Genomic DNA, 14,900 nt, shown 5'->3' with positions numbered 1-14,900 from the left:
AAATAGTTACTAAAATTATTTTCTATTATAATTTAAACCTAATAAGTTTTGAACTTTATTTAATTTTTTATTAGCTATTTTTCTAGCTCTTTCTGCTCCGATTTCTAATCATTGTTCAACTTCTTTTGAATTATATAATTCTTTAAAACGTTTTTGAATAGGATCGATTAAGTTAATTAATACCTCAGTTACATCATCTTTTAAATCTTTATAATTTTTATTTTCTCAACGTTTTTCAGCATCACTTATACTTGTATTTGTTAATTCACAATAAATAGTTATTAAATTTGAAACACCAGATTTATTTATTGGATCATATTTAATTAAATCTTCAGAATCAGTTAAAGCAGCTTTAATTTTTGATCTAATTTGATCAGGTGTATCTAACATTGTAATAATTGATTTTGGATTAGTACTTGATTTACTCATTTTTTTAGTAGGGTCTTGTAGATCCATAATTTTTGCAGTTTTCTCACTAATTAATGGTTCAGGCACTTCAAACATTTTTCCATATTTATTATTCATTCTTATAGCTAAATCTCTTGTAAGCTCTAAATGTTGTTTTTGATCAATTCCAATTAGAACAAATTTAGCATCATATAATAAAATATCACTAGCCATTAATGCTGGATAAGCAAATAATCCTGTTGGAATATAAGATTTACCATTAATTGATTCAGCTTTAACCGATTTATCTTTAAATTGAGTCATTCTAGATAATTCACCCATTGTTGTGTGAGTTGTTAAAATTCAACCTAACTGACAATGTTGAGTTACATCTGATTGTAAAAAGATAGTTGATTTATTAATGTCAAGTCCACAAGCAAAATATAAAGCAGCAATTTCTTTTGTGTTTTTTCTTAATTTTTCTTTATCTTGAGGTAAAGTTATCGCATGTAAATTAGCTATGAAAATATATAAGTCATGTTCATTTTGAAATTCAATAAAACGTTTAACAACACCTAAATAATTACCTAAAGTCATAGTTCCACTTGGTGTAATTCCACTTACCATTATTTGTTTATTATCCATAATTTCTCCTTGAAAGTTCATAATATAATTATACTTTTTATATTTTAATATCAAAAGTATTTTATTGTTTAATTATTCTACTTTAGTTTTTCAATTTTAATTATACATATTTAATTGTTTACTATAATATTAGTGTAGATATATGACAGATGACTTTTGCAAAATCTTTATTTTGTAGAAAGGATAAATTATGAGGTTTTGAAGAAAGTTAATTTTATTTTTCTCACTTAGTTCAATGATGAAAGTTTCATTTACTGTAGTTTCTTGTGCTTGTCCGACAAATTCAACAACAACTAGTATGAAAGAAGAGATTCATCTATTTCAACAACAACTAATTAAAAAAGAAATAGAACTATTACGTAAAACTAGAAATTTATCATCTAGTGAAAACAAATTACAATACTCACTTGAAAATGTTTCATTTTTCAGACAAAAATTAGAAACAGAACTTTTAGATAATGAACATCTTGTTGTTAAGTTATTAGAAATTACAAATATTAATGACTGAAAAAACTCTAATTTTAAACAAAAAATAATTTGAATTCATCAAGCTATGTCATTAACAAATCAAATTGATAAACAATGAGAATCAAGTGTTAATGATATCTTAAATTCTTTAAATTAAATTAATAATAATACTATAGAATAAGCTTATCAGTAAGCTTATTTTTTTATAATATAATATTTTTGGTGATAGTATGAAAAAATTAGTAGTAATTACAGGAGCAAGTAGTGGTATTGGATTAGAGTGTGCTAAGTTATTTTCTAGTTTAGGTTATCCATTACTAATTATGGCTAGAAGAAAAGAACTATTAGATAATTTAAACTTAGATAATTGTATGACAGCACGAGTTGATGTTAGAAATTTAGATGAAGTTAAAAATGCAATTAAATTAGCTGAAGAAAAATTTGGTCCAGTTGATCTATTAATTAATAATGCAGGAATTATGATTTTAGATAAATATATTGATCAAAACATTCAACAAAAATATGACATGATTGATATTAATGTTAAAGGTGTAATTAATGGAATGGATGCAGTACTACCTAGTATGATCAAACAAAATCATGGAACTATAATTAACATTTCAAGTGTTGCAGCTAGATATACATATACTGATCATGCGGTTTATAATGGAAGTAAATTTGCAGTTAATGCAATTACAGAACAAACAAGACGTGAATTAGCTCATACAAATATTAGATTTAGTTTAATTGAACCAGGAACAGTTGCAACTAATTTATTGAATTCAACTAAAAAAGAAATATTAGATGAACATATACAATTTATTAATGAAATTGATGGAGGATTAGCTGCAATTGATATTGCTAGAACTATTTTATATGTTTATCAATTACCTCAACACATTTCAATTAAAGAGTTAATGATAGCTCATACTAATGAAACAGAAATTTAGATAATTCTCTAACTATATTGTTAGAGTTTTTTAATCTTGAATTAAAATATAAGTAAAGTTTAGATAAGTTATTTCTAATCAAATGTATATAATAACAATTAAGGAGTTGATTGATATGAAATATAGTTTAGTAACAAATAGCTATGATAAAACAAATAGTATTAAAAATGATTTAATTGAATTATTAAATAAAAATAATTTTGTTGAAGATGAAAAAAATCCTGATATTGTTTTTGTAATTGGGGGCGATGGTACTTTTTTAGTAGCTGTTCATAAATATCAGCATTTATTAGATAAATTAGTTTTTGCTCCAATTAAGTTCGGTGGAATTGGTTTTTATACTAATAAAAATAGAATTGAAGATTTACAAGAAGCGATTTGTTGTGATTTATTAAAAAACGCAAATATTACTCAACTTGCTTTATTAGAAGTTAATTTTAACGATAAAAAAGTTTATGCAATAAATGAAATAAAAGTTACAAATCACATAAGACCATTAACAACAAAAATTTATATTAATGATGAACTTTTAGAAGAATTTAAAGGAACAGGTTTAGTTTTTTCAACACCTAGTGGATCTACTGGATTTATGAAATCAGCTAATGGTGCAATAATCTATCCTGAAGTGTCATTATATGAAATGCAAGAGTTAATGCCTGTTTCAACTAATAAATTTAGAACATTAAATGCTCCTGTTATTTTTTCAGATCAACAAGAAATTAAATTAGAATTAGAAAGTTTAGATAAAGTAGGATTAAGTGCTGATACTTTTGAATATGATTTAGAATCAAAAAACTTATTAGTTAAATTAAGTAGTAAAAAAATTAAATTATTAAACTTAAGTAAACATAAAATTAGTAAAACTGAAATATTAAATGATATTTTCGTTTTAAATGATAAGACTAAGAGTTAGGTATTAAATAAAAAAATACAACTTCATTTAGAAGTTGTAATGGTTCTATTTCCTTATTTCGCCATCTCAAATGGTAGGCAGGGCCGGCTAGAACCTGTCCGCCAATCTATAAATAAAATATTTATAAAAATATTTACATTATTAATATATTACAGATAATATCTATTTTCAATAATTTATAACTCTTTTAAAGGAGTTATTTTTTTATTTAAAAAAGTAGTTTGTTACTTTAATATTTTAATCTTAAGACTAATGTCTAGTTATTATGTAAAACGCTTGAATCAAAAAAAAAAAAAAAAATAGAATAAGGAAACCGGGACAAAATTATTAGACTAAATAGTTATGTTTATTATACACACCTCATAGTTCTTGAGGTGTTTTTCATTTGAATTTTTTTAATATTCTTTCATTGTTATATCACTCAATGAAATTTTTAATACATTCTTTTAGTTCACTAAAAGTCATTTCTTTTACTTTCTTTTCAAAGTTATAAAACATTTCTGATTTTAAAATTGAAAAGAAATATTCAGCTTCTCTATTGTCTAGAGAGTTACCTATTCTTGACATTGACACCACTCCACCTCGTTGCTTTATATACTCAAGATATTCATTCGATGAATATGTTACACCATGGTCTGTGTGAATAATAAAGTTTTTAGGAAATTTTGTTTTTCTAATGTGAGTCATAATTAAATTAGTGTCATTATATATGGATAAATTATAACTAACAATTTTCTTTGTTTTGTGATGAATTACGATAGATAAATAAACATGTCTTCCTTCTACATCTATTGGAGCAGGAATGTAACTAACATCACTTGCATAAATATCGTTTTGTAGTCCATTATAATCTCTATTAGCAATATTTGGATAATACACGTTAGTATTTTTTGATTCACGCTTTTTCTTGCACGTTGTTCTTACGTGACAGAAAAGACCTAATTTATTCATTGCTCTTCCTAGTGTTCTAGGGTTAATAATAATGCCATATGTCTTGAAAATATATGCTGATAGCCTTTCTCTACCATATCTTCCGTTTTGTTTTGCAAAAGCTTCTCTAATTATTTCTGCGTGTTCTATAACAGCTTCTTTCTTATCTTTTGATTGTTTCTTGATTTTGTAGTAAAAAGTTGATTTAGGTATTCCAAGAATTTTCATTATTTCCTTGTTAGAAATATTTTCTCCAAATTTTTTCTTAATTTTTTCTATCAGTTCATCTAGATTGTCAACCTTATTTTTCTTTAAAATATCTTCTTTAAAAAGGTCTGTTATTAACCATTCTAAAACTTCGCGATCAATCTCTTTAATCACTTCGTTTCTTTGTTTATCATATTCTTCTTTGTTCTTTCTAGGTCTACCTGATCCTTTACCTTTTTTAGGTGCTTTTCCTGTTTGTGATTCTTTTAGTTCCATACCTAAATTATAATCTTTATATTTTCTAGATAAATATCAGAAGGCTTCTTCTGAAAGTAAATAATTTTCAGAATTTCTAATTTTGCTATAAATATAACAAAATTCTTTTTTAGTAATATTTTGAGATAAATATTCTTTGTAGTACTTAAATACTTCTAACCACTCACTTACACTTAGTTGCTTTCCTCTTTTCATAAATACTCCTTTTTTGAAAAAAAATAGACCCCCTAGGGGGTCTATCCCTTAGGGAGTCTAATAACTTTGTCCTACTCTCAAGCTTAAGTACCACTAAAAAAGTGAAAAATCTATACTTTAGTTGTACTTATTTTAAATTCGAAATATATTTTAGATTTAGAGAAAGGTACATACATATGAAAAAATTATTGACAATTTTAGGATCAGTTGCAATGGTTGCTACAACTGGTGCAGTTGCTGTAGCATGTAAAACTGAAGCTAAAGATTCAGTAAAAGATTTATCAAAAGAAATTAAAGTTACTGAAATTTCTTTACCAAAAGCAGATTGAGAAAAAACTGACAAAATTATTGAAGCAGTTAACAAAGCAAACGAAGGATTAAACTTAACAGATAAAGATGTGGAAGTTGCAGTTAATGAAGCGAAAGATGGAGCTAAAATTAAAGCTAAAGCAGATAACAAAAAATTCAAAGGTGAAAAAGATGTTAAATTTAAAGACTCAACACCAGCTCCAGCTAAGAAAAAACTATCTGATTTAATTAAAAATCTTGATTTAGGTGAAATTGCTAAAGAAGATGATATCTTAGCAAAAGTTATTGAAAAAAATTCACAAACAGTTGGAGAATTAAAGGTAACTGATTTAGTGAAAAGTGAATCTAAACCTGCTGATAATGGTAATAAAAAAGTTACTATTTCTGTAAAAGAAGAAAGCCAATCAAAATTCGAAGGAACAGTTGATGTAACATTTAAATTAAAAGCTTCAGAATCAGCTACAAATCCATCAGGTGGAAACGGAACAGATACAGTTACTCCTCCTGTTACTAGATAATTTATACTTATCAAAAACAAGTCTAAGGACTTGTTTTTTTATGTCAACTCTTAACATTTTAATTAAATAAAAAAACAACTTCATTTAGAAGTTGTAATGGTTCTATTTTCTTATTTCTCCAGGTCATAAATTCGTAGGAACGGCCGGCTAGAACCTGTCCGCCTATATCTATAAATATAAAATATTTACCTTATTAATATATCATAAATATTTTATAAAAAGTACAACGCATAAAAGTCTTAAATATATGGGATTAAGAAATACACCCAAGATAAATAATTTTTACAACTGTTGTCTAGTAATTGTGTAAATCGCTTGAACAAAAAAAAAAAAAAATAGAATAAAGTTAAGTACTGCAAAAAGTGAAAATCTTTACTTTAGTTGTACTTATTTAAATTTAAAATATATTTTCGATTTAGAGAAGGATACAAACTTATGAAAAAATTATTAACAATTTTAGGATCAGTTGCAATGGTTGCTACAACTGGTGCAGTTGCTGTAGCATGTAAAACCGAAGCTAAAAAACCAGCTGAAGACGCTAAAAAACCTGGTGATCAATCAAATTCAGGTGAAGAAGGTAAAAAAGAAGACGAAGATAAAGATAAAAAAGAAGAAGAATCAGGTGAAGGTAATAACTCTGGAGGAGGTTCAGAAGGAGCTTCTGGCGGAGGATCAGGAAGTGACGCTGCTGGAGGAGGTTCAGGAGAAGGTGCTCGTGGAGAAGGAACAGCTCCAGCACCAACACCAGCTGCTTAATAATTCATATTAAAACAAGTCTTAGGACTTGTTTTTTTATTATTACAAGCCATCTTAACTATTAAAACAATTCTATTATTCAATAATAAAAATTTATAAGTTAAAATATATATTAAGAAATAAACTTTTAACTAATCTAACGATTAAACGCGATTAGTGAGATTTTATAATATTTAAAATGAAAGGAATTTTTTATAATGCCAAATATTAGATTTACAGCTCTTGGTGGACAAGACGAAAAAGGTAAAAACCTTTACGTTTTAGAAATCAATGATGAGATGTTTATATTAGATGCTGGATTAAAATATCCAGAAAAAGGTATTTTAGGAATTGATACTGTTATTCCTAAATTAGACTATATTAAACAAAATAAGAAAAAAATTAAAGCAGTATTTTTAACTAATCCTAGTGCTTATAATATCGGATCATTAGGATATTTATTAAAAGAAATAGATGTTCCTGTTTATTGTAATGAAATTACTGAATTAATAGCAAAAATCAAAATCGAAAGAATGAGATTAAAACATAAAGAAAAAATGTTTAAAACAGTTAAAGATAAAGATGTAATTAAAGTAGGAAATGTAAAAGTTGAAGTATTTAGAACAACTTCATCATCACCTCAATCTCTTGGTTATGCTTTTAGTACTGATTTAGGTTCTATTATTTATGTTGGAGATTATATTATTGATGGAAAAGAACAATCTTATTTTTCAACTGATTTTGCTTATATTTCAGAAGTTGCTAAAAAAGGAGTTCTAGCATTTATTTCAGATGCTGAGTTTGCTTCACGTCAAGACTTTACTGTTCCAAATCATAAAATTGATCGTTATATAGCTGCACCATTTAAAGAAAAGAAGACAAAAATAGTAGTAGGAATATTTGAAGAAGATATTTATAAATTAAGTGAAATTTGTATGGCTGCTATTGAAAATAATAGAAAAATTGCAGTTTATGGAAGAACAATGGATGCAGTTTTAAAATCTAATTTAATTCATGAAAACTTAGTAATTAATAAAGATTCATTAATTAGTATTCAAGAATATATGCAATCAGATGATGGAGTATTAATTATTTCAGGTAATGCTGATGATCTATATTCTAAATTAATGAAAATAGCAACAGGAAATGATCATGTTGTTGAATTTACTGAAAAAGATGTAATTATTCTAGCAACTCCACCTGCTGCTGGAATTGAAAAAAGACACGCTCAAATTTTAGATGAATTAGCTAGAACTGATGCAAAATTAGTTGCTTTAAGTGATAAAAATATTTGATCTATGAGAGCAAGTTATGAAGATATTAAAATGATGACTTCATTATTAAAACCTAAATATTTCATTCCAATTAAAGCATTGTATAAAGAATGTTTAAAAGCTGAAAAAGCAGCAATCGAAGCAGGAGTAGAACCTGGTAATGTTGGAATTATTGATAATGGTGAAACATTAGTATTATCTAAAAAACATTTAGCAATATCTGAACATATGGCTGATGAAGGTAATACTTATGTTGATGGTGTTGGAATTGGTGATGTTGGATCTATTGTTTTAAATGAAAGAAAACAACTAGCAACTGATGGAGTAATTATAGTTGGTGCAACAATTGATTCTAGAAATAAAGAATTAGTTTCATTAATTGATACTCAAATGCGTGGAGTGTTATACATTCAAGAAGATAATCCAATCTTTAAAATAATTCAAAAAGAAGTAACTAATTTAATTTTAGAAGGTCAAACATTATTTAAGCAACACCCTAATAAATACGATCTAAGTGAAATTAAAAAAGAAATAACAAATAAAGTAAGAAGTTTAGTAAGACAAGAATCAGGAAAAAACCCTATTGTTTTAGCTATTATTAATGAAACTGATGGAAAAGTTTTTGTTGCAAAACAAACTAAAAAAAGACATAACAATCAAACTAAAACTAATTCAAAACCTAAAAAAGTTCAATAATTAAAAAAGCGTTTAACTCTATTTAAAATAGAAAAAACGCTTTTATAGTCAACTATTAGATTTGTAAAAATAAGATTGTTAAAATATATAAAAAGAGTCAAGCTATTATTAGATATAATAAAAAAGTAATAAAGGAATTAGAAAAAATGCAAGATCAAAAAGTAATAAAAAATAAACAACAACTTTATAATGAAGACAAAACTATTATTTTTAAAAGACAGAAAAAAAAGTATAAACAAGACTCAGTTGCTTGAGTAGTAAACGGTTTTTTATTATTACTTTTTATTTCAATTAGTTTTGCTCGTATTACTATTATAGGTCAATTAATTGATGATCTTTTATTTAGTTATATTTTTGGTTGAGTTAAATATTTAGTTTATTTAATATTATTAGTTTTTGATTTATGTATTTTTATTCAAATAAAATTTAAGTTTAAAATAAGATTTAAATTAATGCTTTTAGTTGGTTTTATTATAATTTTATGTTTAACATCTTTAATTTTATTTACTGTAATGTATCAAACTAATTCAAGTGTTTATAAAATAAATGCTTTATGACAAAAAAATATTTTTAATGAAATTATAAAAACATACAATCAACAATGAATTAATCATTCAGTTTTTAATAAACAAAACTATAAAGTTTTAACTGATTATTTAATTAATCCACAAAATTATTTCAATCCTTATTTAGGTGGTGGAATTATAGGTAGTTTTATTATTGCTGTATTATTATATACTTCACTGCCTACTACTTATATAATTGTGATTTTTATTATATTTATTTACTTTAATTGAATTTTAACTGGTGATGGATTTTATTTATTTAAACCTAAACATAAAAAAAGAGGTAAAGCATTAAGAATTTTATATTTATCATCTAAAGATACTCCAATTTATGCTGAATTATTAAATCAAATTCAAATAAATGATCAAGATCTAAAAGTTAATAATAATTTAAATAAAATAGATAATTTGAATACTAATTTATTATTTGATAATAAAGATGTTAATAATAGTGATTTAATTATTCAACTACCATCATATGTGAAAGCTAAAAAAGAAGAATTAAAAGATTTTAAAGCTATTTTAGAAGATGATTATGATTTAAAATATGATCTAGAAATTGATCAAACTTATAATTTAGATGATCTAAATATTGATGATCAAATAATAGATGATCAAGATAAAGATTTTGATAAAGAACTTAATTTAATTAATATTAAAATGAATCAAAAAGATGTTCCAATTGAACAAGCAAGAGAACAATTTTGACAACAAAGAGATATTAATCCTTTTGGGTGAAATAAAAATCAACAAACTGAAGAAGAAAAAAATACTACTTTAGATAAATTATTATCAGATGATGATACACTTACTTTTAACAAATAAAGATTATGAAATTAGAAGAAAAAATTAATTTATTACCTAATAAAGCAGGTTGTTATTTATATTTAAATAATTTAAAACAAGTTATATATGTAGGAAAGGCTAAAAATCTTAAAAAAAGAGTTAGTTCTTATTTTAATCGTGCTCATAATATTAAAACTACAAGATTAGTTCGTGAAATTGATGATATTAATTATTTTGTTGTAAATAATGAAAAAGAATCTTTAATTTTAGAAGAAAATCTAATTAAAAAATATCGTCCTAAATATAATATTTTATTAAATGATGATAAAGCTTATCCTTATATTGTAATTACTAATCAAAAAGATCCAACTTATAAATATGAAAGAAAGTATAATAAAAAAGCTTTAAGAAATTATGGTCCTTTACCATTAAAAAGTAATGCTAGAGCTATTTTATTAACTTTACAAAGATTATTTCCTTTAAAAAGGTGTAAAGGAAATTTAAATAAACCTTGTTTATATTATCATTTAAACCAATGTTCTGGAGCTTGTTTTAAACAAGTTGATGCGAGTTATTATTCAAATCAAATAAAACAAGTAGATAAGTTTTTTAAAGGTGATATTAGTCAAGTTAAAACTAGTTTAATTAATCAAATGAACAAAGCAAGTGAATTGTTACAATTTGAACAAGCTCAAAAAATTAAAGAGCAACTTGCTAGTTTAGAATTTATTACAACAGCTCAAAATGTTGAGTTTAATAGTGATAAAAATATTGATGTTGTAAATTATTATTTAGATGATAATAGAATTTGTTTTGTGATTTTATTTTATAGAAATGGTCAATTAACTTTTAAAGATGAGTATGTTCAAAATTATGAAAGTCAAGAAGTGGTTGAATTATTAAATAGTTTTTTACAACAAATTTATGATAAAAATATTACTCCTGATATTTTATTAATTCCTAGCGAAATTGAACTATTAGATATTGATCAAAACATTTTAAACTTTATAAGTCACAGTTTAAATAAGCAAGATCAAATTCTAATTAATTTAGCAAAACAAAATGCTATTGAACTATCTAATAAAGCTAAATTATCAAATAATGTTAATCTAGGAAGTGAAGATGAAATTCTAACTACACTTCAACAAATATCAAATATTAGATTATATCCAAGTTATATTGAAATGTTTGATATTTCAAATATTTATAATCAATTTATAACTGGAGCTTGTGTTGTATATAAAAACGGCAAAGCTATTAGAAATGAATTTAGAAAATATAATATTGATTCAACTAACACTTCTGATTATGATCGTATGAAGTTTATGATTAAAAAAAGATTTACTAAAAAATTAGAAACTAATGATACATTACCTGATCTAATTATTGTTGATGGATCACATATTCAAATAAAAGCTTGTAAACAAGTTTTAGAACAATTAAATTTAAATATTGATGTAATTGGATTAGTTAAAGATGATCATCATAAAACTAGAGCATTAATTGATATATTTGATCAAACTGTTGAGATAAAACAATTTAAAAAACTTTATAATTGATTGTCTGGTGTTCAAATTAGAGTTGATGAATATGCTAAATCTGGATTTAGAAAAAAATATCACAATCAAATTCAAGATCAATTATTAAATATTAGAGGAGTAGGTAAAAAAACTAGTCAAGAATTATATAAACATTTTAAAACTATTGATAATATTAAAAATTCTGATTTTGACGAGTTGAATAAAGTAGTTAAAAATAAAAAGATTACTCAATTAATATTAGATTATTTGAATGATTAAATATTTTGTGTTATATTGATATAGCAAGTATTCATTTTAGAATATTTGGATCGGCGGTTTAGTCTTAGCCAGCCCTGCTGACCTTGAGGATGCTTAACGTAAATGTAGGACTATAAGTAAGCTTAGCAATAAGCTTATTTTTTTTATGCAATTCTAAGTTATTTAGATGATTAAAACTTAGTAAAATGTAATATAATTTAAATTAGAATTAATTTTATTTATAGGAAAGAAATTAATTTTCTTTCTTTATTTTTATAAACTTTGGGAGGTATAAATGAGAGTAGTTATTATTGGTGGCGCTGCTAGTGGGATGACTGTTGCTAGTAGAATTAAAAAGCTATCAAATCAAACTGAAGTTATAGTTATTCAAAAAGAAGACTATGTTTCACTTGGTGCTTGTGGATTACCTTATTTTGTAAGTAATAAAGATTTAAAACCAACAGATTTGCTTGCAAGAAGTGTTGAACAATTCAATGAACAAGAAATTCAAATTTATACTAATTCAGTAGTTGAAAAAATAGATGATCAAAATAAAAAGATTTGATATCGTAAAGATAATAATTTAATAGAATTATCATATGACAAATTAGTTATTTCAACAGGAGCAAAACCTATTACTCCTAAAGTTAAAGGAATTGAATTAGATAATATTTTCACTTTAACAAGATTAGAAGATGGTATTAAATTAAAAGAAAAATTACAAAATGATTCTATTAAAAAAGTAGCTGTTATTGGTTCTGGATTTATTGGTTTAGAATGCTTAGAAATGCTTGCTGAATTTAATAAAGAAATTACTTTAATAGAAAAAGAATCACAACTTAATAAAAAAGTTTTTGATAAAGAAATCACAGATTTATTAGAAGAAAATCTAATTAAAAACAACATTAACATTATTAAAAATAATGGTTTAGCTTATTTTGAAAAATCTAATAAAAATAAAATTGATATAGTTTTAGAAGATGATTCATCTTTAGAAGTTGATTTAGTTATTTTAGCAATTGGATTTGCTCCAGCTACTCAATTTTTAAATGATACTAATATTGAAATGTTAAAAAATGGAGCAATTGTAGTTGATAATAAAGGAAGAACAAATTTAACTGATATTTGATCTTGTGGAGATTGTGCTACTTCAATTCATAAACTAACAAAACAAAACACTTATACTCCACTAGCTACCGTTGCTAGAAAATTTGCTAAAGTTGTTGCTGATGATATTTTAGGAATCGATAATCAATATCAAGGAACATTGCAAACTGCTATTGTAAAATCATTTGATTCTGAATTAACTTCAACTGGAATTAATGAAACAGTTGCAAAACAATTAAATTATGAATATAAAACAGTATTTATTAAAGATTATGATCATCCATCATATTATGCTAATCCAACACCAACTCGATTAGCATTAAAACTAATTTTAGATACTAAAACTAATACATTATTAGGAGCACAAATGTATGGAAGCAATTTATCAGTTATGAGAATTAATTTTTTAGTTAGTTTAATTTGAAATCAAATTAAAATTGATGATGCATTAACTCAAATAGATTTACCATATGCTCCACCATTTTCAAGAGTAGTTGACATTATACATATTGCTTTAGAAAAATTATTAAAATAAGGAGGTAAAAAAATGATATTAACTAATCAAAAATCTAATATCTTATTAGATAAGTTTTTAGCAATTAGTAGTTGACAAGCATTTGTATCAATTTTTGTTTTTATACTTATTAATGCTTTATTATGATTTGGATTTAAAAAGTATAAGATAAAGTTTGTTTATAGAATTTTAATAGCATTATTTTTAGGATTAATTTTTGGAATAATAATTCAAGCGATAAATAATTTCCCAAAAGATGGACTAACTAGGTTTGGAACTGAAGGATATAAATTATGAGTAGTTCAATTAGATATATGAGTTTCATTATTTAAAAAGATTTTTATTAATGGAATTTTATTATTAACTGCTCCAGTTGTATTTTTAGCTATATTTAGAGTAGTTTCAAAACCAGGAAAGAAAAATATTGCTAGAATTTCAATTAAAGCAACCGCATTATTACTTTTAAATACTGCTTTTGCATTTATTGTTACATTTTGAATAGGTATTTTATTAAATGTAGGAAAAGGTGTTGATCTACAACCTATTGGAGAAAGTAATAACGCTAAGTTTGAAACTAAAGCACTTGTAACTATTATATGAAATTATTTCCCAGCTAATTTTGTTCAACCATGATTAACAAATGCAGTTGTTCCTTTAATGGTATTAGGATTTTTAATCGGTAATTCAGTTAAAATATTATCTAAAAAAATGCCTGATGAAATGGAAAAAATTAGAAAAGGTGCTGATGTAGCTTGAAAATTAGTTATTTCTGTTTTAATGACATTTATGAAAATAATGCCACTAGCTGTCTTTTCAATGATTACTAGTTCAATTATTTCTAAACCAATTGGTGCATTATCTTCAATTGGTAAAGCTATTGGAGTAGGTTATATTGGATTATCTATTTCATTAATTTGAATTACTTTAATGTTATTAGTATTTAGAATTAAAGTATTTAGTTGATGAAAACAATCATTAAAAGTATTAATTCAAGGATTTGCAACTCAATCATCAAATGCGACATTACCAATGATGATCAATACTTTAAAAGATGATATTAAAGTTGATGATAGTGTTGTTTCAACAGTTACTCCACTTTCAACTACATTAGGTTTAATGGGGTGTGCTGGAGTTCAATCAGGAGTTATTACAAGCTTTTTATGAACTGGAGCTCAACATGATAGTAATCTAACAAGTATGGGATTAGTAGTATTTTTCATTTTAGCTTTATTTATTACTTTAGTAGCTTCTTTAGGAATTAGTGGTATTCCTGGAACTGCTGGAGTAGTTACTGCTGGAGTATTAGCTGGATTAGGATTTGGAGCTTACTTTCAAGGAGTTTATTCAATTATTGGAGCTTTAGATGGTATTTTTGATATGGGTAGAACTGCAGTTAATGTAACTTCAGGAACTGCTATTAGTACAATTGTAGGTAAAACTGAGCATTTAATAGAAGATAGTACAACTGTAATTTCAGAATCTGAAAAACAAAGAATGAAAATAATTTTAGATAAAAAGCTTAAAAAGCAACAAGAAAAAGAATTAAAAATTAATAAACAACAAGAAGTTGTAAATAATAATAAAGAATAATATTAATATAATTATTTATTATCTTATTTAAGTTATAAATATATCTATAGAACTTT

The 14,900-nt window shown here is 24.7% G+C and carries 12 protein-coding genes; 10 read left to right on the top strand and 2 right to left on the bottom strand.

Annotated elements, in window-relative coordinates; all coding sequences use genetic code 4:
• Positions 1–15 precede the first annotated feature (15 nt).
• On the bottom strand, positions 16–1,032 hold the full coding sequence (gene trpS, locus MYE_RS02145; RefSeq protein WP_042733343.1) for a tryptophan--tRNA ligase: 1,017 nt from the start codon (positions 1,030–1,032) through the stop codon (positions 16–18).
• A 190-nt stretch (positions 1,033–1,222) separates the two neighbouring features.
• Here trpS and MYE_RS02140 point away from each other — a divergent pair, with 190 nt between their 5' ends.
• The 3 genes from MYE_RS02140 (at position 1,223) to MYE_RS02130 (ending at position 3,363) form a co-directional block, all read left to right on the top strand.
• The gene (locus MYE_RS02140; RefSeq protein ID WP_042733342.1) at positions 1,223–1,657 is read left to right on the top strand and encodes a hypothetical protein; all 435 of its coding nucleotides are present in this window, start codon (positions 1,223–1,225) and stop codon (positions 1,655–1,657) included.
• A gap of 73 nt (positions 1,658–1,730) precedes the next feature.
• Positions 1,731–2,450 (top strand): SDR family oxidoreductase, encoded by a 720-nt coding sequence (locus MYE_RS02135; RefSeq protein ID WP_042733341.1) that lies wholly within the window; start codon positions 1,731–1,733, stop codon positions 2,448–2,450.
• A gap of 115 nt (positions 2,451–2,565) precedes the next feature.
• Entirely contained in the window at positions 2,566–3,363 is a 798-nt protein-coding gene (locus MYE_RS02130) for a diacylglycerol kinase catalytic domain-containing protein (protein ID WP_042733340.1), read from the top strand.
• 327 nt (positions 3,364–3,690) lie between these two features.
• On the opposite strand, the gene MYE_RS02125 is transcribed toward MYE_RS02130, so the two are convergent.
• Positions 3,691–4,971 (bottom strand): IS3 family transposase, encoded by a 1,281-nt coding sequence (locus MYE_RS02125; protein WP_042733339.1) that lies wholly within the window; start codon positions 4,969–4,971, stop codon positions 3,691–3,693.
• 176 nt (positions 4,972–5,147) lie between these two features.
• Here MYE_RS02125 and MYE_RS04395 point away from each other — a divergent pair, with 176 nt between their 5' ends.
• The 7 genes from MYE_RS04395 to MYE_RS02090 all read left to right on the top strand — a co-directional run bounded on the left by MYE_RS04395 (position 5,148) and on the right by MYE_RS02090 (position 14,844).
• Complete coding sequence (locus MYE_RS04395) at positions 5,148–5,798, top strand: lipoprotein (RefSeq protein ID WP_052491407.1); 651 nt, start codon at positions 5,148–5,150, stop codon at positions 5,796–5,798.
• A gap of 435 nt (positions 5,799–6,233) precedes the next feature.
• Entirely contained in the window at positions 6,234–6,554 is a 321-nt protein-coding gene (locus tag MYE_RS04010; RefSeq protein WP_052491406.1) for a lipoprotein, read from the top strand.
• A gap of 197 nt (positions 6,555–6,751) precedes the next feature.
• Positions 6,752–8,503 carry a ribonuclease J gene (locus tag MYE_RS02110; RefSeq protein ID WP_042733338.1) on the top strand — a complete coding sequence of 584 codons (1,752 nt, stop codon included), beginning with the start codon at positions 6,752–6,754 and terminating at the stop codon, positions 8,501–8,503.
• A 146-nt stretch (positions 8,504–8,649) separates the two neighbouring features.
• Positions 8,650–9,894 (top strand): hypothetical protein, encoded by a 1,245-nt coding sequence (locus MYE_RS02105; RefSeq protein ID WP_052491405.1) that lies wholly within the window; start codon positions 8,650–8,652, stop codon positions 9,892–9,894.
• 5 nt (positions 9,895–9,899) lie between these two features.
• The gene (uvrC, locus tag MYE_RS02100) at positions 9,900–11,654 is read left to right on the top strand and encodes an excinuclease ABC subunit UvrC (protein WP_042733337.1); all 1,755 of its coding nucleotides are present in this window, start codon (positions 9,900–9,902) and stop codon (positions 11,652–11,654) included.
• 274 nt (positions 11,655–11,928) lie between these two features.
• Positions 11,929–13,275, top strand: a complete 1,347-nt coding sequence (locus MYE_RS02095; RefSeq protein ID WP_042733336.1) for an FAD-dependent oxidoreductase — start codon at positions 11,929–11,931, stop codon at positions 13,273–13,275.
• Between the two features lie 12 nt (positions 13,276–13,287).
• On the top strand, positions 13,288–14,844 hold the full coding sequence (locus tag MYE_RS02090; RefSeq protein ID WP_042733335.1) for a dicarboxylate/amino acid:cation symporter: 1,557 nt from the start codon (positions 13,288–13,290) through the stop codon (positions 14,842–14,844).
• Positions 14,845–14,900 lie beyond the last annotated feature (56 nt).

Source organism: Mycoplasma yeatsii GM274B (genome assembly GCF_000875755.1).
Lineage (GTDB): Bacteria > Bacillota_I > Bacilli_A > Mycoplasmatales > Mycoplasmataceae > Mycoplasma > Mycoplasma yeatsii.
Note: the sequence above shows the minus strand (reverse complement) of the source record. Positions and strands in the feature narration are given on the sequence as shown.